Source organism: Algorimicrobium echini (assembly GCF_900115185.1).
Taxonomy (GTDB): Bacteria; Bacteroidota; Bacteroidia; order Flavobacteriales; family Flavobacteriaceae; genus Algorimicrobium; species Algorimicrobium echini.
The window spans coordinates 1,050,904-1,074,744 of sequence record NZ_FOVN01000001.1 but is presented as its reverse complement, the minus strand read 5'-3'; the positions used below and the strand labels follow the sequence as shown (position 1 = coordinate 1,074,744).

Annotated in this window: 16 protein-coding genes; 12 read left to right on the top strand and 4 right to left on the bottom strand. The window is 33.9% G+C overall.

The window, feature by feature from the left end; genetic code table 11:
- The first annotated feature begins 83 nt into the window (after window positions 1–83).
- The 9 genes from BM239_RS04855 to BM239_RS04815 all read left to right on the top strand — a co-directional run bounded on the left by BM239_RS04855 (window position 84) and on the right by BM239_RS04815 (window position 12,081).
- A complete protein-coding gene (locus BM239_RS04855; protein ID WP_092206492.1) occupies window positions 84–701 on the top strand; it encodes a TetR/AcrR family transcriptional regulator in 618 nt (205 codons plus the stop codon).
- A 5-nt stretch (window positions 702–706) separates the two neighbouring features.
- Window positions 707–2,050, top strand: a complete 1,344-nt coding sequence (locus BM239_RS04850; protein WP_092206491.1) for a TolC family protein — start codon at window positions 707–709, stop codon at window positions 2,048–2,050.
- Between the two features lie 22 nt (window positions 2,051–2,072).
- Window positions 2,073–3,263: an efflux RND transporter periplasmic adaptor subunit gene (locus BM239_RS04845; protein WP_092206490.1), complete on the top strand. Its 1,191-nt coding sequence runs from the start codon at window positions 2,073–2,075 to the stop codon at window positions 3,261–3,263.
- Between the two features lie 10 nt (window positions 3,264–3,273).
- A complete protein-coding gene (locus BM239_RS04840) occupies window positions 3,274–6,753 on the top strand; it encodes an efflux RND transporter permease subunit (protein ID WP_092206489.1) in 3,480 nt (1,159 codons plus the stop codon).
- 142 nt (window positions 6,754–6,895) lie between these two features.
- Complete coding sequence (aspS, locus tag BM239_RS04835; RefSeq protein WP_092206786.1) at window positions 6,896–8,650, top strand: aspartate--tRNA ligase; 1,755 nt, start codon at window positions 6,896–6,898, stop codon at window positions 8,648–8,650.
- A gap of 57 nt (window positions 8,651–8,707) precedes the next feature.
- Entirely contained in the window at window positions 8,708–9,256 is a 549-nt protein-coding gene (locus BM239_RS04830) for a hypothetical protein (RefSeq protein WP_092206488.1), read from the top strand.
- Window positions 9,228–10,040, top strand: a complete 813-nt coding sequence (locus BM239_RS04825; RefSeq protein WP_092206487.1) for a tetratricopeptide repeat protein — start codon at window positions 9,228–9,230, stop codon at window positions 10,038–10,040. The genes BM239_RS04830 and BM239_RS04825 overlap by 29 nt, the downstream gene beginning before the upstream one ends.
- Entirely contained in the window at window positions 10,040–11,842 is a 1,803-nt protein-coding gene (locus BM239_RS04820; RefSeq protein WP_092206486.1) for a chloride channel protein, read from the top strand. The genes BM239_RS04825 and BM239_RS04820 overlap by 1 nt, the downstream gene beginning before the upstream one ends.
- A gap of 2 nt (window positions 11,843–11,844) precedes the next feature.
- Entirely contained in the window at window positions 11,845–12,081 is a 237-nt protein-coding gene (locus BM239_RS04815) for a hypothetical protein (RefSeq protein WP_092206485.1), read from the top strand.
- On the opposite strand, the gene BM239_RS04810 is transcribed toward BM239_RS04815, so the two are convergent.
- Window positions 12,078–12,527: a nucleoside deaminase gene (locus tag BM239_RS04810; protein WP_092206484.1), complete on the bottom strand. Its 450-nt coding sequence runs from the start codon at window positions 12,525–12,527 to the stop codon at window positions 12,078–12,080. The genes BM239_RS04815 and BM239_RS04810 overlap by 4 nt on opposite strands.
- Before the next feature lie 64 nt (window positions 12,528–12,591).
- Complete coding sequence (locus BM239_RS04805; RefSeq protein WP_092206483.1) at window positions 12,592–15,276, bottom strand: T9SS-dependent M36 family metallopeptidase; 2,685 nt, start codon at window positions 15,274–15,276, stop codon at window positions 12,592–12,594.
- Window positions 15,277–15,422: 146 nt separating this feature from the next.
- On the opposite strand from BM239_RS04805, the gene BM239_RS04800 reads away from it, so the two are divergent.
- Complete coding sequence (locus BM239_RS04800) at window positions 15,423–17,189, top strand: 1-deoxy-D-xylulose-5-phosphate synthase (RefSeq protein WP_092206482.1); 1,767 nt, start codon at window positions 15,423–15,425, stop codon at window positions 17,187–17,189.
- 234 nt (window positions 17,190–17,423) lie between these two features.
- Here BM239_RS04800 and BM239_RS04795 read toward each other — a convergent pair whose 3' ends face one another.
- Window positions 17,424–18,767, bottom strand: coding sequence for a deoxyguanosinetriphosphate triphosphohydrolase (locus BM239_RS04795; RefSeq protein WP_092206481.1), 1,344 nt, complete (start codon window positions 18,765–18,767; stop codon window positions 17,424–17,426).
- 186 nt (window positions 18,768–18,953) lie between these two features.
- Between BM239_RS04795 and BM239_RS04790 the strand changes: the two genes are divergently transcribed.
- On the top strand, window positions 18,954–21,767 hold the full coding sequence (locus BM239_RS04790) for a TonB-dependent receptor (RefSeq protein ID WP_092206480.1): 2,814 nt from the start codon (window positions 18,954–18,956) through the stop codon (window positions 21,765–21,767).
- A gap of 41 nt (window positions 21,768–21,808) precedes the next feature.
- Window positions 21,809–22,999, top strand: coding sequence for a multidrug transporter (locus BM239_RS04785; protein WP_092206479.1), 1,191 nt, complete (start codon window positions 21,809–21,811; stop codon window positions 22,997–22,999).
- 67 nt (window positions 23,000–23,066) lie between these two features.
- On the opposite strand, the gene BM239_RS04780 is transcribed toward BM239_RS04785, so the two are convergent.
- Window positions 23,067–23,420, bottom strand: coding sequence for a toxin-antitoxin system YwqK family antitoxin (locus BM239_RS04780; protein ID WP_092206478.1), 354 nt, complete (start codon window positions 23,418–23,420; stop codon window positions 23,067–23,069).
- Window positions 23,421–23,841: the final 421 nt, after the last annotated feature.

The window sequence follows — 23,841 nt, the reverse complement described above, 5'->3', positions numbered from 1 at the left end:
ATTTTAGCAATATTAAGAAAAGGTTAATACTTTGGAAACTTTTTAGGTTTTTAAAGTTTCCTTTACTACATTTGCAGCTTATTATGAAAGAAAAAATTTTAAAAAACGCAGCAAACATGTTCATAAATTACGGCTTTAAAAGCGTAACTATGGATGATATTGCTAATAAAATAGGAGCTTCTAAAAAAACTATTTACCAGCATTATGCTACCAAAACAAAATTGGTTCAAGCTGCCACGTTGTACATGTTCGATTTTATATCTGAAGGCATAGACTGTATTTGTGCACTTAATCAAAATCCGATAGATGAGATTTATGAAATTAAGAAATTCACCATGTCGCATTTAAAAGATGAAAAATCATCTCCTCAATACCAACTTAAAAAGTATTATCCGAAAATTTTTGAATCTTTAAAAAATAAACAATTCCATATCATGCAAGATTGTGTAAAAGACAATCTTAAAAGAGGTGTTTCCGATGGTTTATATCGCGAGTCAATTGATATTGAATTTATTTCACGACTCTATTTTAACACCATGATGAGTTTAAAAGATCCAGAAATATTTTCAACCGATGATTTTCCAATGAAAGCCCTAATGGACAACTATTTAGAATATCATATTCGTGGAATTAGTACCGAAAAAGGGATTGCCAAATTGGATGAAATATTACGGATTACAAAAAACAAAACAGATTTATAACAACAATGAAAAAAACATCACTACTCATATTTAGCCTATTGTTTTCCGCTTGGTTATTTTCCCAAGAAACAACAAAAACTTTTACGCTTCAGGAAGCTATAGATTATGCGTTAATAAACAACCGTTCTGCCAAAAATGCCGCAAGAGATATTGAAGCTGCTGAAAAACAAAAATGGGAAACTACCGCTACTGGTTTGCCACAAATTGATGGCGCTGTAGATTATACCAATTGGATAAAACAGCAAGTATCATTACTACCAGCTGAAATTGCTGGAGGCACACCTGGTACTTTTGTTCCCGTAACTTTTAGTCCGAAACAAAATCTAAATGCAACAGCCACTTTAAGTCAGCTATTATTTGATGGCTCTTATTTAGTTGGCCTCCAGTCAGCAAAAGTTTATTTAGAAATTTCCGAAAATGCTAAAATTAAAACCGATTTAGAAGTTAGAAACGCAGTAATCAACGCCTATGGAAATGTGCTTTTAGCAGAAGAAAATTTAAATATTGTCACGAAAAATATTGATGTGCTTCAAAAAAACCTTGATGAAACAACCAAAATTTACGAAAATGGTTTAACCGAAGAAGAAAGTGTTGAGCAATTACAAATAACTTTAACAGGTTTAGAAAACTATTTAAACAATGTGGAGCGCTCTAAAAACATAGCATATCAAATGTTTAATATAACGTTGGGAATTGACTTAAATGAACCAATTTCATTAACCGATAATTTAGAGGTTTTAACGCTTCAAAACATTTCTTTAGAGTTATTAGAAACGGACGAAAATATTGAAAACAGTATTGACTATCAAATTGCAAAAAACCAAGAGGTTTCCAAAGAATTACTTTTAAAATTAGAAAAAAGCACCTTTCTGCCAAGATTAAGTGCTTTTATAAATGGTGGTTACAGTGGTTTTGGTGAAACTTTTGCTTTTGCCAGTAACAATCAAGAATGGTATGGATCTTCCTTATTTGGAGTGAACATGACCATACCAATATTTAGTTCTGGAATGCGAAGTGCAGCTACCCAACGCGCACAAATAGATTTAGAAATAGCTAAAGAAGAATTAACAGAAACAGAACAACAGTTAAAGTTTCAAATATCGGCTGCAAAAAGCGATTATCAGTTTGCTATAGAGGAATACCAAAACAAACGCCAAAATTTAAATTTAGCCGAACGCATTGAGCAAAAAAACCAAACCAAATTTTTTGAAGGTATCGCGTCTAGTTTCGATTTAAGACAAGCACAAACACAGCTCTATACAGCACAACAAGAATATTTGCAATCCATGTTTAATGTTATTACAAAAAAATCTGAACTAGAAACCATTCTTAACACCGTAAATTATTAAGCCAATCAATCAAAATACACTCATGAAAAATATAAATTTACTTATCATTATTGCGCTAATCATATCATCTTGTGGTAATAAAAAAGAAAAATCGCTTGATGAAGTCTTAGAGTCCAACAATTTAACTGAATTAAAAGAAAGACGTAATCAGATTGATAGTAAGCAACAGGAACTTAATGACCAAATGACGTTGCTAAATGAAAAAATAGCAGAATTAGATACCATAAAAAAAGTACCCCTAATTACAACTTTTAAGGCCAAGCAAGAAGTTTTTAATCACCAATTAGAAATTCAGGGTAATGTTACCACTAAAAATTTACTGGTTGTAACACCAGAATTTAATGGTATTTTAACCAATGTGTTTGTTAAAGAAGGCCAACAAGTCAGTAAAGGCCAACTATTAGCAAAAATTGACGATGGTGGTTTAAGCCAACAACTTGCCCAATTAGAAATTCAAGCTAATTTGGCTAAAACAACTTTCGAACGTCAAAAACGTTTATGGGATCAAAACATTGGTAGTGAAATCCAATATTTACAAGCAAAATCTTCTTACGAATCTCAAGCAGAAGCGGTTAATCAGCTTAAACAACAAATTTCTAAAACCAATGTTACAGCTCCATTTACTGGCACAATAGACGATGTTATAACAGAACAAGGAAGTGTTGTTATGGCTGGACAAAGCCAACTTATGCGTATTGTAAATTTGGATAACATGTATATTGAAACCGATGTTCCCGAAAGCTATATTGGTAGCATTACTAAAGGAAAAGATGTCACTGTAGATTTTCCTATACTTGGAAAAACAATTGAAACTAAAGTGCGTCAGGCTGGCGATTATATCAATCCTGCCAACCGTACTTTTAAAGTAGAAGTTAGTGTTCCTAATACCGAAAAAAATATCAAACCTAACCTTACAGCTCGCCTTAAAATTAATGATTACACCAACAAGGAAGCCTTATTAATTCCACAAAGTATTATTTCAGAAAATGCTGACGGTGAACAATATATTTATGTTATTTCTAACAAAAACAATCATGGAGAAGGCGAAGTAAAACGTGTTATTATAAAAACTGGAAAAACACAAGGCGATGTTATTGAAGTTTTGGAAGGCATAGAAGATGGCGCAGAGATTGTTAAAGAAGGTGCCAGAAGTGTAAAGGATGGCCAAACCGTTAAGGTTGTAGAGATGCAAACCGAAAGCACTAACAACTAAAAAGAATCTGATGACTAAAAAGAAAAAACAAGTCGATAAAGAATTTGGATTATCATCGTGGGCCATTAATAATAAAACCACCATGTATGTGCTTATTCTGGTAATATTCTATTTGGGTGTTGCCGCATTTTTTGATATGCCTCGCGAAAATTTCCCTGAAGTAAATGAGACAAAAATTTACGTTAGCTCTATTTATCCTGGAAATACAGCAGAAGATATAGAAAAACTTATTACAGACCCACTTGAGGACGAACTAAAAACAGTTAGTAATGTCGTAGAAATAACCTCAACATCACAAGAGGATTTCTCTATGATTATAGTTGAATTTGATGAACACCTTACCGTTGAACAAGCCAAACAAAAAGTAAAAGATGAAATAGACACCAAAACTGCTGGTGAAGACTGGCCAATGTCCAATGGTGCTAAAGTAAAGCCAGATGTTTTTGAATTAAGCCTTTCTGAAGAAATGCCCATTTTAAACATTAATATCTCTGGTGATTATCCGGTTGAAAAACTTAAAGAATACGGTGAAGAACTTCAAGATGAAATTGAAGATTTATTAGAAATTAAAAAAGTTGATATTCGTGGCGCTCAAGATAAAGAAGTTGAAGTAGCCGTTGATATTTATAAAATGATGGCTGCCGATGTGACTTTTAACGATATAATAGGCGCTATTAATAACGGAAATATGACCATGTCTGCCGGAAATTTAAAAACGAGTGGCCAGCGTAGAACTATTCGGATTTTGGGCGAAATTGAATCGCCTGAACAACTAGAAAATTTTGTTGTTAAAGCAGAAAAAGGTCATGCCATATATTTAAAAGACGTAGCCACTGTTACTTTTCACGAAGAAGACAAAACAACTTTCGCAAGAGAATTTGGGGAACCTGTAGTAATGTTAGATGTTAAAAAACGTGCAGGTAAAAACATGGTAGATGCAGCAGAACAAATTAAAGTTATTGTTCAAAATGCCATAGAGAATAAGTTCCCACAGGACTTAAAAGTCACCATTGCTAACGATCAGTCGCCAGTTACTATCGGACAAGTAGATGATTTGGTAAACAACATTATTTTTGGTGTTATTCTAGTGGTTATGGTTTTGATGTTCTTTTTAGGATTCAAAAACGCCATTTTTGTTGGATTTGCCATTCCAATGTCCATGTTTATGTCGCTTATGATATTAAATCTATTAGGACAAAGTTTAAATACCATGGTGCTTTTCGGCCTAATTATGGGTTTAGGTATGCTAGTTGATAATGGAATTGTGGTTGTAGAAAACGTATATCGTTTAATGGACGAAGAAGGCATGAGCCGTATTGAAGCAGCTAAAAAAGGAATTGGAGAAATTGCATTTCCAATTATTATATCAACGGCCACGACGGTTGCTGCGTTTATTCCATTGGGTTTATGGCCAGGAATAATGGGACAATTTATGATGATTTTACCAATAACGCTATCTGTTGTTCTAGGATCCTCATTATTCGTTGCTATTTTCTTTAACTCGGTTTTAGTATCGCAGTTTATGAGCACGGAGGACAAAGATATGCCGCTTAAAAAAATTATTCGTAACACAGCCATTATAGCAAGTATCGGTATTCTTATAGTTATCTTTGGTGGTGAATATCGAGGTCTGGGAACCCTTATGGTTTTAACGGCCATTATGCAATGGGTTTACCGATTATTTCTACGTAAATGGGCTAATAATTTCCAAACAAAAACACTCGTAAAATTAGAGCGCTGGTACGAAAATCAACTTCGTTGGGCATTATCAGGCTGGAAGCCTTATATAATTTCTGCAGCTACAGTAATACTATTATTTGTTTCTATTGGCGCTTTTGTAGCTTCGTTAGCAACTCAACGTACAAAAGTTGAATTTTTCCCAGACAATAAACCCAACCAGATTATTGTATACATAGAGTATCCTCAAGGAACTGCTATTGAAAAAACGAATGCCATAACTAAAGAAATTGAAAAACGCGTATATAATGTTGTTAATGACGAACAATATCGTGATGGCGACTATAATTATATGGTAGAAAGTGCTGTTTCGCAAGTTGGTGAGGGTGCTGGAAATCCACAAACGGATAGTGGTTCATCAGCCGAAATGCCACACAAAGCAAAAATTACGGCATCCATGCGTGAATACAAATACCGTCGTGGTGAAGACAGTGAGTTGCTGCGTCAGAAAGTACAAGAAGCGCTTGTAGGTATTTATCCAGGTGTACTTATTTCGGTTGAAAAAGATGCCAATGGACCTCCTGCTGGACCGCCAATTAACATTGAAATTGAAGGCGATGATTATGATGAATTAATCAATACTGCTGAAAACATGCGTGAATTTATCAATACTAAAAACATTCAAGGTATTGACGAATTAAAAATAGATGTTAACAAAGATAAGCCATCCATGCGTGTTATTATTGACAGAGAAAAAGCAGGAGAATTGGGTATTAGTGCTGCTCAAGTAGGTCAGCAATTACGTAATTCCATTTTCGGATCTAAAGCAGGTATTTACAAAGAAGATGGTGACGATTTTGATATCTACGTGCGTTTTAATGAGGATAACCGTTACAATACAAGCGCTTTATTTAATCAGAATATTACCTTTAGGGATAACACGGGACAGCTTAAAAGCATTCCGGTATCTGCTGTAACCAAGCATGAAAACAACTCCAGTTTTAGTGCAATTAAACATAAAGACACCAAGCGTGTCGTTACAGTTTATTCAGCACTTTCTCCAGGTTATACAGATGCAGGTGCTATTGTAGCGCAAATTCAAAATGAAATGAAAACCTATAAAAATCTTCCTAAAGATATTCATATTGACTATACAGGACAGATTGAAGAGCAAAATAAACAAATGGCCTTTTTAATGGGTGCCTTTTTTACTGGTTTAGGCTTAATTTTCTTCATATTAATATTTCAATTTAACTCTATTTCCAAACCAACTATTATCATGCTAGCCATATTTTTAAGCCTTATAGGTGTATTTGGTGGTATTGTAATTACTGGAAGTGCATTTGTTATAATGATGACCATGGTTGGTATAATTTCATTGGCTGGAATTGTAGTAAACAACGGAGTGGTTTTACTCGATTATGCCCAATTATTAATTGATAGAAAAAAGCACGAATTAGATTTAGACAATTCTGAATACCTTACTAAAGATGCCTTATTTGAAAGCATCGTAAAAGCTGGTAAAGCACGTTTACGTCCTGTACTACTAACAGCTATAACTACTATTCTAGGTTTAGTACCGTTAGCCATTGGATTAAACATTAACTTTTTTACTTTGTTTAGTGAATTAGATGCTAATATTTACATGGGTGGAGACAACGTAGTATTTTGGGGTCCTCTAGCGTGGACTGTAATTTATGGTTTGTTAATAGCTACCTTTTTAACGCTTATAGTGGTTCCTGTTTTATTCTTTTTATCCATGCAATTAAAAATGTGGTTTCGAAAGAAAACAACAGCTACTGAAGATATTTAAAGCCAATTCTTATACCCTCAAATAAAAGATTGGCTAATAGCGGGAAGCCTCAACAAATGTTGAGGCTTTTTTATTTGATAATCGGTTAACTTGCTTAAATTTGCATCCGCATATACCTGTTAGGTATAAAAAACAACAAATTATGTACAGAAGTCATTCCTGTGGTGAATTACGAGCATCACATATTAATACTGAAGTAACCCTTTCAGGTTGGGTTCAAAAATCACGTGATAAAGGATTTATTGTTTGGGTAGATTTACGCGATCGTTACGGCATTACGCAACTCGTTTTTGATGAAGAGCGCACACCTAAAGCCATGATGGACAAGGCACAGAAATTAGGTCGTGAATTTGTTATTCAAGTAACAGGAACGGTTATTGAGCGCGCTTCTAAAAACGAAAATATTCCGACAGGTGATATTGAGATATTAGTATCTAAAATGACAATCTTGAATGAATCACTTTTACCACCTTTTACCATTGAAGATAAAACAGATGGTGGCGAAGATATCCGAATGAAATATCGCTATTTAGATATCCGTCGTAATCCTGTAAAAAACAGCTTAATTTTTCGCCATAAGGTAACTCAAGAAGTAAGAAACTACTTATCAAAAGAAGGTTTTATTGAAGTAGAAACACCTTACTTAATTAAATCAACTCCCGAAGGTGCTCGCGATTTTGTGGTGCCTTCCAGAATGAATGAAGGGCAATTTTATGCCTTACCGCAAAGTCCACAAACCTTTAAGCAATTATTAATGGTTGGTGGCATGGATAAATACTTTCAGATTGTAAAATGCTTCCGTGATGAAGACTTACGGGCTGATAGACAACCCGAATTCACACAAATTGACTGCGAAATGGCTTTCGTAGAACAAGAAGATATTTTAAACGTTTTTGAAGGATTAACCAGACACCTTTTAAAAGAAGTGAATGGTGTAGATGTTGAAAAATTTCCAAGAATGTTATACGATGACGCCATGCGGCTTTACGGTAATGACAAACCAGATATTCGCTTCGGAATGGAATTTGGCGAGTTAAACGAGGTTAGTCAACATAAAGACTTTGGCGTTTTTAATGATGCCGAATTGGTAGTTGGTATTGCAGTTCCTGGTGGAAATAGTTATACCAGAAAAGACATTGATAAACTAATTGACTGGGTAAAACGCCCGCAAATTGGCGCTTTAGGAATGGTGTATTGCCGTTGTAATGATGATGGCTCTTTTAAATCTTCTGTAGATAAATTTTTCTCGCAAGAGGATTTGGCTAAATGGGCAGCTAAAACCGGAGCCAAAGCTGGCGACTTAATTTGTGTACTTTCTGGACCAACCAATAAAGTCCGTGCACAATTAAGCGCTCTACGTATGGAATTAGCAGAACGTTTAGATTTGCGTAAACCAAACGAATTTGCACCACTTTGGGTTATGGATTTTCCACTTTTAGAATGGGATGAAGAAACGGAACGCTATCATGCCATGCACCATCCGTTTACATCACCAAAACCTGGACAGTTAGAATTATTAGAAACCAATCCTGGCGATGTAAAAGCCAATGCTTATGATTTGGTATTAAACGGAAACGAAATTGGAGGTGGCTCAATTCGTATTCACGATAAAAAAATCCAAGCCTTGATGTTTGATTATTTAGGCTTTACACAAGAAGAAGCCAAGGCTCAATTCGGCTTTTTAATGGATGCTTTTCAATATGGTGCACCACCGCATGGCGGTTTAGCCTTTGGATTAGATAGATTGGTTGCCATTTTAGGCGGTCAAGAAACCATAAGAGATTTCATTGCGTTCCCAAAAAATAATTCAGGTCGTGATGTAATGATAGATGCACCTGCTCCACTTGATAATAAACAATTAGAAGAATTAAGTTTAAAACTGAACTTAAAATCATAATTATTTAAAATTTGTCCCGATGAGCTATCGGGACAAATTTTTTAGTAGTTTTAACTAATGAAATGGAAACGTATTTTTAAAATTTTACTATATGTTATTTTAGGAATAACCGTTATCCTATTTGCATTATATGGCTACACGTATTATATGTTTTACTATAAGTTTGCGCCAAATGAAACATACACGCATTCGGTTGAATATATAAATCCTGAAACAGCTTTGTTAAGCGAAGGCTTTGACGTTTGTAATGAAAATTATATTCTTCAATATTATAACCCAGAACGTGCTACCTATAGTAAAGGTAAAAATGGATTACGGCAGTTTATTCTTTCAAATTATAAAAATAAAGGGTATTCAGATTCGGGTTATTTAAACATCCGTTTTATTATTAATTGTAAAGGTGAAGCTGGACGTTATGTTATTCATGAAAATGATTTAGACTTACAGCCTAAAACCTTTAATACCGATTTAGTAAACCAATTATTCCAACTCACAACAGAGCTTAAAACATGGAATCCAAATTATGTACACGATGCGTATAGAGATTCTTACATGTATTTATCTTATAGAATAGAAAATGGCGAGATTACTGAAATTATCCCTTAACCTTTGTCTGATTTTTTGCCTATTTTCATGTAAGACTAAACGTGAAAAAGCTGAAGAATCTTACAATTTTGGTGTTACCAATTTCGGACAAGGTTCCGCAGGTAGCATGAATGGTATTGCACGTGCTATTGAAATAGACTCAACATACGAACAAGCCGTATATGAGCTTTCTGTGGCCTACCTTAAACGTGGCTTACCTCATAAATGGAAAGAGCAATATGATAAAGCAGTTCCACTGGATTCGGTAACACGTATCCCTTGGCGTGGTTATTTATATTTATGGTTTTATAGAGATTATAAAAAAGCTATTGCCGATTTTGATGCCTCTGACAGCCTAACACCAAACTTTGTAGATCAGCCACAAGGACATAGCGTTGATTACTGGCGCGGAATTGCCTATTTAGGCTTAAAGGATTATGATAATTCCATACTATATTTTGATAAATACATCAATCAAGAAATAGTAGAATCAGGTGAGGACTGGGTTGAACTTACTGCTTTTTTATATCGAGGCATTGCATATTATGAATCTGGAGATTATGAAAAAGCACGCTATAACTTTAACAAACGTTTGGAACATGGTAGAAATTTAAGTGCTGATGCTAAATATTATCTGGCTTTAATTGCACAAAAAGAGAGCAACATACAGTTAGCCGAAGAATTAATTAACGCTGCCATTTATGAATTTAAACAAGGTTATTTTAACAACCGACCTTATGTAGAAACCTTACGGCAAATTTATTTAGAAGATTTGTTACTTTTAAAAGTTGAATTAACACTTTAATGAATTTAAAATCTACTTTAAAACATGTAATGATTTGGAGGTATAAAAATATCTCTCAAAAAAACTTTGTTTTAATTTTAAGTATATTTGTAGGCTTATCAACTGGTTTAGCTGCATTAACACTTAAAAACATAACGTATTCTATTCAACTATTTTTAAAAAAGGGGATTGTTTTTTCTGAAAATCAACTTTATTTTATTCTACCCTTTATAGGTTTACTTTTTGTTTATTTATTAAGAAAATATGTGTTTAAGAAAGAGATGTCGCCGTCTGTTCCTCCATTTATAAAACGAGCAGTACCCTCATTACTATACTCCCTATTAAGGCAAAAAGGACTCCTATCCTATAAACTAATTTATCATCCTATAATCATGGCGCCATTAACAGTAGGTTTTGGTGGTTCTGTTGGTTTATTAGGTCCTGCAATTACATCTGGTTCTGCTATTAGTTCTAATTTAAGTAAACTGATGCATATTGATAAAAAAACACGAACATTACTCATTGCCTGTGCTACGGCTGGCGCTGTGGCATCCATGTTTAAATCACCAATTGCCGCTATTGTTTTTGCTGTTGAAGTTTTTAGTTTAGATTTGACTTTTGCTTCTCTATTGCCATTGTTAATTGCGTCTATTTCCTCTGTCTTAACATCATACTTTTTTTTAGGTGATGAAGTCCTTTTCAACTTTGTAGTTACCGATAAGTTCACGATTAGAGATACAACATTTTATATCATTTTAGGTTTAGGCACTGCTATTGGCTCTATTTACTTTACCAAAATCTACTTTGCTGTTTATACTTTTTTTGATCGCTTTAAAAGCAAATTCACTAAACTAATTGTAGGTGGGTTTGCCATAGGTGTCATGCTTTATTTTATACCGCCACTTTATGGAGAGGGCTTGAGTTTTACCAGAGATTTATATGATGGTAATTACCTCCATGCATTAGGTTCTACTTTCTTTGATAAATATTTAGACAATATTTGGGTTGTAATTGTACTCTTAATTGGTTTTACAGTTTTTAAAGCTATTGCTATGACAACCACATTTGCTGCAGGTGGTGTGGGTGGTGTAATTGTACCAACCATGGTCATGGGCAGTGCACTAGGTAATGTCGTGGCCAAAATAATAAACAATATTGGTTTAGGGCATCAGGTTTCCGAATCAAACTTTACTTTGGTAGGTATGGCAGGCTTGATTGCAGGAGTTATTCATGCGCCCTTAACTGCTATCTTTTTGATAGCAGAAATTACAGGTGGCTACGTGCTGTTTCTTCCACTAATGATTACCGTAGCCATATCGTACATGATTACTAAAAATTATATGGAACACACTATTTACACAAAAGAATTAGCAGAAAGAGGCGATTTATTAACTCATGATAAGGATCAAAATGTTTTAACATCTATGGATATTAATAGCGTAATTGAACAAAATTTTATTGCGCTTCGTCCAGATATGTCACTCGGTGAAATGCTTCATGAAGGTGTTTCCAAATCGAATAGAAATTTATTTCCAGTTATTAATGAAAATAATAATCTCGTAGGCATTATTTTGTTAGATGATATTAGAAACATTATGTTTGACCAATCCTTATATAGCACGACATCTGTTGAAACTTTCATGCATTTACCACCTGGTTATATTGATTTCAAAAATGATACTATGCGAACAGTTATGCAAAAATTTCAAGATACTAATGCCTGGAATCTACCCGTTATAAAGGACGGAAAATATCATGGTTTTGTTTCAAAATCAAAATTATTAACGGCCTACAGGAGAAAGCTTATAAATATTACACATTAAACATGAAGTATATCATTTTATTATTTTTTATAATAGCTATAACAGCCATCATTTGTGGCTTAACCTTAAATTTAGATTATGCTCCAAAATTAGTAGGCGGAGGAATTGTAGGGTTATTTTTTATAGTATTTCCACTTTTTTCATGGTACCGTTGGAAAGATAAAAATGTTAAGGACTATCTACTTACTAAAGAAAATTTAGACAAAATGAGAGACAGTCAAAAGGACAAAGGAGTTTAATTTAAATTTCTTTTTTCTATAAAAAACCGTTTTAATAGAAGCGCTGCTTCCTCTCCTAAAACACCACCTTTTATAATTGTTTTTGGGTGTAATTTGGTTTTTAAATTAATACAACCGCGTTCTTCATCATGAGCTCCATATACAATTTTACTTATTTGACTCCAATATAAGGCACCACCACACATTTGGCAAGGTTCTAACGTAACATATAAGGTACAATTATGCAAGTATTTACCACCTAAAAAATTAGCAGCAGCTGTTATGGCTTGCATTTCTGCATGAGCCGTTACATCATTGAGCATTTCTGTAAGGTTATGACCACGTGCAATAATTTTATTATCAATTACAATAACAGCACCAACGGGAATCTCGCCTTTATCAAAAGCTATTTCGGCTTCTAATAAGGCTTTTTTCATAAAATAGGCATCATCAAAACATATTTCCATTTTACAAAAATAAAAAAGGCAACTAAATTACTAGTTGCCTTTTTAAAATATCGTTCAAAGATTATTAGTTTTTAATAATCTTGTGATTAGCATCAATATTCAAACCTTTCATATTTAAAATATAAATACCCGATTGTAGTGTATTCATATTTATTTCAACAGTTCCAAATAAATCTACTTGCTTGTTATAAACTTGTCTGCCGTTCATATCCGTTATCGTCATAGTTACTTGGCCAAAACTCTTATTCGTTTTAATAAACAAATTATTATTCGTTGGGTTTGGATACACTCTGTAATCGCTTTGTCTAAATTCATCTACACTTAAGCTAGTACAGTTTTGTAACGAAGGATCTGTTTCTAGAGGCATCGTAAAATCTTCAACCTGATCAGTTCTACTAAATTTACTACCACCAGATGCGTTTATACCTAAACCTCTATTGGCAAATACTTCCCAAATCATACACTGATCTTCACCTCCTGTAGTGGCCATATCTGCAGCTAAAAGTGCATCACGCGCTTCTATAAAATCTGGACCACAAGGTTGTAACTTAAGGCCATCTAAAACTAATTGCATGACTTTGTTGTTTCCTCCTGTGCCGTTGTATATGTCAGCATCAAAACCGTATTTAGCAACATAAGCCTCTGTTAAATCATAAAGCATTGTTGCCCAAATAAATCCAATTCCGTGTGGCTGAGATACTTGAGCTGCGTTATTTGTATCAGCATATGTAAATCCATTTACAGAAAAGTCAGTAGCATATTTTGCATTTCGAATACCAATTCCATTCACACCTTGACCAGACGCATACGTTACCATACCACGTCCTGCCGCATAATCTTCTGTATCTTGTAAAGTAATCATTAAAGCAAACCAGTCAGACCAGCCTTCGCCCATTTGCGTTTGGTTGGTTAAACAACCAGCTTGAGATGGACCTCCAGTTAAACGGTTTGAAATTCCATGCCCATATTCATGTGCGACAATCATATTATCTAAACTACCATCCAACATAAACGGGCTAGGACCTTGCAATGTAACATTTACTGTTTCATTTTGCATGGCAGCAATTAATAACTCACCATCGGCAAAATTCATAAATACAGATGGGATATTTAATGGTGGATTTGTTTCTCCTGCCATATTTACATATGGTACATATGCTGGGTCATTAGTAGGGTTATTATGATTAACGACAATGACAGCAACTGCCCCTGCATTTTGTGCATTTTGGATTTTATCTACAAATGGACATGTACCTCTTCTAATTACAGCAATTTTACCCGCTACACTAGCAATTGCGCTACAGCCTTCAGATGGGTTTGCCGAATTATCATTTACTAATTGTAAATCTGCTGTTACAGGAGTGGTTCCAATTCCAGGTAAATTATTAGGTGCTGTTGTTGCTGGGTTAACGGCTGCGTATGTTCCTAATGCTGAACTATTATTAACAGTTACTAAATCTTGAACACCTGCAGGTGCTGACCATAAAAACATGCGCATAGTTGGGTTTGAACCATCAGGAGGCGTCCCAAAAAAAGCATTGTTTATAGAACCTCCTATACCATTACCATCTTGACCATCTGCTCGAACATAATCATTTCCTACACCACCATTACCATAATTATTTGCTTGAAAATTTCCACTTACCTCATCAAAACCATATTGATACCAAATGTCATGCATGACATTATTCACATAAAACAAGTTTGTAATTGAAGCATCCTGATATAATTCAGGTTGTTGATTTAAGTTTAAAGGAAAATCAAAGTTTAAAGAAGTAGATCCATTTGGTGAATAACCAAATCCATCATTTCCATTTCTATCTTCCATAGCCCATACGTTATTACCACGCGTATTTGTAAATTCTGCGCCAGTAACGCCATTGGTATCATGCCACCCAAAAGGTGAAGCATTTAAATCAGCAGGTTCAGATAAAAGGGTTCTACTACCATGGTTAGGACTTTCAACCGGTAGTGCAAACACATTATACTGCGATCCATCAGCTAAATAAGATGCGTCCTTAAATAATTGAAAATCAGATGATTTTTGATTAGATGCATTTACTAAATGATTATGGTTTTCATGTTGATTATCTCCAAAGTTACATGCTAAAATCCAATCGTTTTGGTTTAAAATTTCGCCTGAAATCGCATCAACGCGAACACTATACCAATTAGCACCATCTAACGTGTGTATGCTTAAGTCCCATGAAAGAATTAAATTACCAGTTTCATTTTGAAAGTAAACTAATCTGACTGGAATATTCGTTTGTGAAATATTTCCGTTAGAAAAAACATAATTATTATTATTAACATTTTTTACTAAATCCAGATTCTGAACACTTCCTAAATTCAATGAAGTTGCAGCGTTTTGAATAGCTTGTTCAGCTGTTAGTTGAGGAGAAACTGTGTTGACCTTATCATTAATATTACCAATAAAATTATTGGCATAGTAAAAAACAACATTCCCCTTAATAGCTACACTAGAAACGGCATTTAAAATCGCTACTCCCTGATATCTTTGATTAACATATACATGGGTTATTTTAGTGTTTTTAGAAAGATACTCATTCTCAACAGAAAGATCTGAAATATCACTAACCGTTAAACCAAATTTATCTTTGTTCTGATTGAGGTAATTTTGAATGACAGATGCATAATTAGAATCCATCAACTTACTTTGTGAATAGACTACATTGGCAAAAACCAATACAGCTAGAAAAAGTAATTTTTTTGCGTAATTATTTTTCATTTTTAATAATTAAAAATTAGAGGTTTGAATTTAATTCCTCAAATATAAGCAAGTTAGAATCACTATTTAGAATAATTATTCAATTTAAACAGAAATATTTAAAATATAAAGGCTATTTTAATAGCTTTACCACATATTCCACCTAAATGAATTTAAGTATTCTCAACACGATAAATAACCCTTCTGATTTAAGGGCACTAAATCAAAAACATCTGCCTGATTTAGCAAAAGAATTACGCCAGTTTATAATTGATATTGTAGCAACAAAAGAAGGCCATTTAGGTGCCAGCTTAGGTGTTGTAGAATTAACAATTGCTTTACACTACGTATTTAATACTCCAGATGACTTATTAATTTGGGATGTTGGACATCAAGCTTATGTTCATAAAATTTTAACGGATAGAAAGAGTTATTTTCAAACCAATAGGCAATTACATGGAATTAGCGGGTTTCCAAAACGCTCTGAAAGTAAATATGATACGTTTGGTACTGGACACTCCTCTACTTCTATTTCGGCAGCTTTAGGCATGGCTATTGCATCTCAAATAAATGGTGATTTTAAAAAGCATCATGTTGCTGTAATTGGTGATGCTTCTATAGCCAGTGGAATGGCTTTTGAAGGCTTAAACCACGCAGGTGTTACAAACACAAATTTACTAGTCATACTAAATGATAATGCCATAGGTATAGACCCAAGTGTTGGTGCCTTAAAACAATATTTAACCAACGTAAAAACAGGCATCCAAAAACAAGATAATATTTTTGAAGCCTTAAATTTCAATTATTCAGGGCCTATTGATGGACATGATGTCTTTAAAATAATTTCAGAATTAGAGCGGTTAAAAACAATTGAAGGCCCAAAATTCCTTCATATAATAACCACCAAAGGCAAAGGCTTAAAACAAGCTGAAGAAAACCAAGTTGTATATCATGCACCTGGGAAGTTTGACGCTATAACTGGTGATATTCCTGCAAAACCGAGCACTTTACAAGCTCCAAAATATCAAGATGTTTTTGGGTTAACATTGGTTGAATTAGCTGATAAAAACGAAAAAATTATAGGCATTACACCTGCTATGCCAACAGGAAGTTCTTTAAAATTCATGATGGATACCTATCCTAATCGTGCGTTTGATGTTGGTATTGCTGAACAACATGCGGTAACACTTGCTGCTGGTATGGCAACACAAGGCATGATTCCGTTTTGTAATATTTACTCAACATTTTTACAACGGGCTTATGACCAAATAATACACGATGTGGCTTTGCAGAATTTACCCGTTATTTTCTGTTTAGATCGTGCTGGATTGGTTGGCGAAGATGGCGCCACACATCATGGTGTTTTTGATTTAGCCTATTTACGCTGCATTCCAAATTTAATTATTGCTGCTCCAAGAAATGAAATTACCTTAAGAAATTTACTTTATACAGCGCAGCTAGGAAAACTTTCAAACCCTTTGGCCATTAGATATCCCAGAGGCCGAGGAACTGAATTAAACTGGAAAGTTCCATTTAAAGAGGTAGAAATTGGTAAAGGTGAACAGTTAAAACAAGGAGAAAGTATTGCAATTTTAAGTCTTGGCCATGTAGCTAAAAATGTAGCCCACGCTATTGATGATTTAACAGTTTCACATTACAGTATGGGATTTGTAAAGCCACTTGACACAAACCTACTTCACAACATTTTTGAAAAGTATGAAAACATTATTACTATAGAAAATGGAACTATTATCGGTGGGTTTGGCAGTGCCATTGCTGAATTCAAATCAGAGTTTGGATACAAAAACACACTAAACACTTTAGGTGTTCCTGATACGTTTATAGAGCACGGAACAGTTGATGAACTTGAGGATATAGTTGGTATTAGCGCTAAAAAAATTAAAGCATTCGTGTTAAAAATAATGAATTTGTAAATTCTTTAATCTTCTGCATAAAATTGTGTCGAATCAATATTATCATCGCTTGTATTGGTTAGTTCACTTATAGCTAACAAACTAGCAAAAGCCACAAAAAATATGACTATTGCACCTAGAATATTTTTCTTCATTTTTTTAAGTTCAGTTATTTGAGAATAACTAAAAGTAAACAACTTATCGATAATGAGCAAATATTTTCGATAAATCGTTTATTTTGAAAGTATTATCTTACTAAAAGGCCATGCCTTTAATTTTCTTATAAATCAATATCGCACGGCTATCCGATAAAGATGCCACATAATTACAAACATTTAACAACCGTTTATAAATTAAATCTTCGTGAAGATTAACATGTCCTGATAGGGTATTTAATATAAGGGTGTCATAATTAGAAGTGCTACCATTGTAGGCATTGTTGACAGCCGATATATAGGTTTCTAACAAAGTATTGATGACACGGTAACCCATAATTTCTTTTTCCACAACCTCTTTAGATTGATAAACATTTTTAACACTAATACTAATAATGTCTTTAATCTGCGCGTCGTACTTACTTTTATCTAATAATGCCATATTAAATTTATCGTTTAAAATAGCCTCTTCATTTTCAATAAAAACAGAAACAGCTTCGTTAATTAGCGTATTTATTGCTAATGCTCTTAAATAACTTATACGATCCTGTGTGGTTGATAATTGATGATATTTATCTGTTTGGATTCGGTCTCGTACCAGATTAATTAAATACTCCAACGCAAATTCTTCTTGTATAAGACCTAAATTAATGCCGTCTTCAAAATCAATGATGGTATAACAAATATCATCAGCTGCTTCCACTAAAAACGTTAATGGATGCCTAGAATAACTAATATGAGCATCCATTCCTCTAGAAATTAAACCTAGCTCACTTGCTACATCTTCAAAAGCGGTTTTATCGGCTTGGAAAAAACCATATTTTTTATCTGCTATGTGAGTTGTTGGTTTTTTAGGTAAAGACTCTTTAGGGTATTTAATGAAGGCTCCTAGTGTTGAGTAACTAAGACGCAAACCACCTTGACGTCCAACGCGGCTTTCGGTTAAAATTTTAAAGCCGTTAGCATTCCCTTCAAAATCGCATAAATCTTGATACTCTTTTTCAGTTAATTCCGGTTGAAATGTTTTGCCTACACCTGTTTTAAAAAATTCACCAATTGCTTTCTCTCCGGAATGACCAAAAGGCGGATTTCCAATATCATGAGCCAAAGCGGCAGCGGCTACAATAGCACCAAAATCGTTTGGTTGATAGCCATGAATGTTTTGTAAATGCGGATACTTTTCAATTAACTGTTTACCTGCTAATCGTCCGAGCGTCCTACCCACAACACTTACCTCCAAACTATGTGTTAAACGTGTGTGTACAAAATCTGTTTGCGACAAGGGAATAACCTGCGTTTTATCTTGTAAACTCCTAAATTCAGATGAAAAAATGATACGATCATAATCCACCTCAAAACCTAAACGCGTTTCATCTTGCTCCTTTCGTAAACGTTTATTGGTATCACCATAACGCTTTAATGATAATAATTGTTCCCAGTTCATTGTACTATTTTATTGAGTTGCAAGATACTATTTTTTCAATGTTAAGAAACCGTTTCTAAATCAGATTATAAAAGAATATCTCATAACCTTTAGGTAATGGTTTTATGATATAGGTTTAATACCTACTTAACCTAGAGATTACACTTCAGTCGTTTCTTTGCCGCAAGAAAATTTGTAAAAATACACATGAAATATTTACTTCTTAACCTGTTTTTATTTGTTACCATACTAACGTATTCACAGAATACGGGTTCATTAGCAGGAAAAATCACTGACCAAGAATACAACAATGAGCCACTTCCCTTTGCTAATGTACTAATAAAAGGAACTGCAAAAGGGACAACTACCGATATGGACGGCTTGTATCTTATTGACAATTTAGAAGCTGGAACTTATACCATTGTATTTAGTTTTGTAGGCTACGAAACGCAAGAAATAGAAGCAAAAATAATTGCAGGAAAGGTTACCGAAATAAATTTACCTATGGCTGCTAGTGCAGCATCATTAGATGAAGTCGTGATTACGACAACTACTAAACGCGAAAGTGAAGTAGCTTTATTATTAGAGCAGAAAAAAGCTGTAGAAATTAAACAAAGCATTGGTGCTGAAGAATTATCGCGTAAAGGTGTTAGTAATGCAGCAGGAGCTGTTGCAAAAATTTCGGGTGTTTCAAAACAAGAGGGTTCTAGCAACGTATATGTTCGTGGATTAGGCGATCGCTACTTGAATACCACCATGAATGGTTTATCACTTCCATCTAGCAATGTTAATAAAAAGAATATTGATTTGGATTTATTTTCTTCAGATATCATTGAAAACGTATCTATTAGCAAGGCGTATGCTGCTGGTTTTTATGGCGATTTTTCGGCAGGAAATGTTAATATCAACTCTAAAGATTACAATGGTAATGGCTTTTTAAATGTTTTTGTAGGCAGCGGTTTTAATACCAATGCCATAAATAAAGATTTTGTAAGAAGCGAAGGCACTGGCTATTTTGGTTACTATGGTCGTTATGACCACAATCCGTTTGCTGTTGTGCTATCTCATGGCATAGATCCGGTTTCTGCAGGAACACCTATTAATGTGAGTTATGGTGCTTCCACAGGAAAGTCCTTTAATTTTAAAAACGGATCGCGCTTAAGCATTTTTGTAACAGGTTCTTTTGAAAACGGTTTTGAATACCGCCAAGGGACAACTAGAGATTATACACTAGTTGAAAAGAAAGCGTTTGAGGATAGTGCTGAAGAATATGAGTATGGTACGACTACTACAGCCATGGCTAACATAAATTACAAAATAGATAATGCCAACACTATTAAATATAATTCTGTTTTTATCAATAACTCTTCAGATGTTGTAGGTTATTTTGGTACCAATGGCAACGGAAAAAACCGTGATGCCATTCAAAATACAGATGAAGGTTTTTACCAAATGAATGTACAGTTTGACCAAACTAAAATGTTTGTTAATCAACTATTAGGAAATCATAAATCCGGAAAAATTGAGGTAGACTGGGGCTTTGGCTATAATTACGTAAACGCAGATCAGCCAGACCGTAAACGCATTAGTTTAGAAAACTACCATTTGGCTTTTGATAATGATGCTAGCACAAATCCTATATTTTATAGTAATGTAGATTATGACAATCAACGTTATTTCCAAAGTATTACTGACGATGAGTATAATGGATTTTTAAATTTCGCTTATGAAATTTCTGAAAACGCCAAATTAAATATTGGGTATAATGGTAAGAGTAAAACCCGTAATTTCAACAATATCCGTTATGGATATGATATAATTCAAGGAAATTATCCTGTTACAGATGTTAATAATTTCAACAGCATCTTCTCTTTAGATAACCTTCAAATTAACGAAAACACTGGAGGACTTTATGAAATAAAAGTAATCAAACCTATTCCTGGTTATACCAACACAAATAGACCTGGCCTTCCTGAAAACACCTACCAAGGCCAAATTGACATATATGCAGGTTATGTCAATGCTGAAATTAAGGCTGGCAACAAGTGGTTATTTGTACCAGGTGTTCGTTTAGAATCAGTTGAGCAAAACATTGCCTTTGATGTCATTAATTTAGGATTACAAGGAACAGACAATATTACGAGTAAAAACAACTTATTCTTGCCAAGTTTAAACATTAAATACAGTCTGAATGAAGATCAAAACTTAAGGCTATCTGCTAGTCAAACAGCTTCATTACCAGAATTCAAAGAAGTGGCTCCATTTGTTTACGAAGATATTTCAGTTCGCGTTGGTGGTAATCCAGATTTATTAGAAAAAGGCTATTCTAAAATATTTAATTTCGATTTAAAATATGAATGGTTTTTTAGTAAAAGTGAAATTTTATCACTTGGTGCCTTCACAAAAATCATTAAAGACCCTATTAATTTAGTCGTTGGCGCTGATGCAACAGGAACACAACGTTATTTTAGAACTGGTGATAAAGCTAATGTTTACGGCATTGAACTGGAAGTTAGAAAAAATTTAATAACTAACTCAAATGATGAAACCGATTTATCTATTGGTTTAAATGCTACATATATGTATACCACACAAGACTTATATGAAACTATTGATGGTAATTTTTATGATGTTAGTTTTAATAAAACTAAAGATAACCTTCAAGGTGCTTCGCCTTTTCTTTTCAACGCAGATATTAGTTATTCCCCAACATTTAAAAATTATAAACCTGTTGCCAATTTAGTATTCTCATATTTCTCTGACAGAATTGACGCATTAGGTTCTGGACAATTAGGTAACGTTATTGAAAAAGGCGTTCCAACACTAGACTTTATTTGGAAAAACACCATAAGCAATGCTTTTGAAGTTAACTTAAGTGTCATGAATTTATTAAATCCAACCGTAAAATATATAAGAGAAACCACTTTAGGTGATGTTGTTGTGAATTCAGCAAACGGTAAAGGGGTATCCGATTACAAACGCGGTATGGATTTAGGTTTACAACTTAAATATTCTTTTTAATAATCACTTTAACAATAGAAAATTAATTAAACAAAAAAACAATGAAAAATAATTTAATTTTAGGATTAGCAATCGTATCCATGCTTTTCTCGTGCTCATCAGATGATACTGCAGATATTATTATTAATGACAATAGTAGTGTTGTAAACAACAATGGTGGTGGTAACACAGACGATTCTTGCATAGCTATTCCAGCTGCTGAATACACGTCTGATTTAGAATTAGAGGCTAATAGATGTTACATCATTAATGGTCCTGTTATTATGGCTTCAGGAACAAATTTAATTATTAATGAAGGTGTAACCATTTATGCTGAAGCTACAGGAGCTGATGTTTATATAGCCATATCGCAAGGAGCAAAAATTGTAGCAACAGGTACAGCTTCAAATCCAATTGTAATGACTTCAAATGCACCTGCACCAGCAGCAGGAGATTGGGGTGGAATAATTATATTAGGGAAAGCACCAATTAACTCTGTTTCAGGCACTGGTACATCAACATCTGAAATTGCAAGCTTGCCTTACGGTGGCAATTTAACCGATGACTCTTCTGGTACTATTCGCTATGTTCGTGTTGAGTATTCAGGGGGTGCTGCTGATGGTCAATCTGAAAATAACGGCTTTTCATTTTACGGTGTAGGAAATGAAACAGTTGTAGAGTACATTCAAGCTTTTGAGGGCAAAGATGATGGCATTGAGTTTTTTGGAGGAACTGTAAATGTCAGTTATGTTTCTGTTATTAATGCACAAGATGATTCCATAGATTGGACAGAAGGCTACACTGGTACAATTACAAATGCTTATGTTCAACATGGTGTTGACCATGACAAAGGCATTGAAGCCGATGGTTACAACACAGACTTTAGTAATGAAGGTGGCTATTTTTCAAAACCAACTGTTACAAACCTAACCATAATTGGGTTGGGAACTGCAACAGATCCTGATAGTGAAGCCATTCGTTTAAGAGCTGGAACTCAAGGTATTTTTAACAATGTTCTTATTCAAGGATATGGCGAAGGTTTTGATTTAGATGGTGATTTAGGTGACAACCCTACAGGAAATGGCGTTTTAAGTGACGATCTACAGGTTACAAACGTTACGTTTACTGATGTAACTTTATCCGTTAAAAACGATACTGAAGTTATGTTTACAGAAGCTGACTTTTTAACTGGTGTTGGAAACGGAACTGGAACAGATTATGCAACTTGGGGTGCATCTTGGACTGTTGAATAATAGGAAATAAAAAATTGTTAAAAAAAAAGCCTCGTAAAAACGAGGCTTTTTTTTATCACATCACTGCTTAATCGCGTTGAACAATGTTGGATTTACTCCACTCACTAACACTTGCAATGGCGTTATTATTATAATCTACTTCTTTTAACGTTTTACTAGACCAGTAAAACCATTTGCCGACTTTCTTCCCATTATCATAATTCGCAGAAACAATTTTTTCACCTGCTGTATTAAAACTCAACCATGTTCCTTGTAGCTTTCCATCTAGAGTATAGGAGCCCGTTTGGCTTACCTCTCCATTGTCATGATAGTAGGTTACATCAATAACATTTGTGTCATTGTTAAGTTTTAAATCTCTCTCTTGTTGTGCAAAAGAGACCACAGTAATTAAAAAGGTGAAAATAAATACTAGGTTCTTCATAATTATGGGTTTTTTTGAATTATTAATGTATAAATATAATCATTAATTAACTATAATTCAACATTCACATAACATTAATTTAACATTAAATATTTAACTATCTGTTTTTTAGATACTTATATTTATACAATTTCAAGTAAAGAAGGTTAATAATTACTTAACACAGCGCTTACATTGGATTTATAAGTGATTGGGATATTTACAACGTCTTAAGACAAACAAGTAATATTTCATATAATCTACTAGTTTTTGTCGACTATATTATCATGAATTCTTGGGGCTGCCTTTGGCCAAGGCAGCTTTTTTGTTTACAAACTTTAAAGGTTTATTTCATTTTAACAAACAAATTAACGAACTTTAAAAAGAAATGATACCTTTAAAAAATAACCTTAAGGTAACATTACAATTCTAAACACTACGG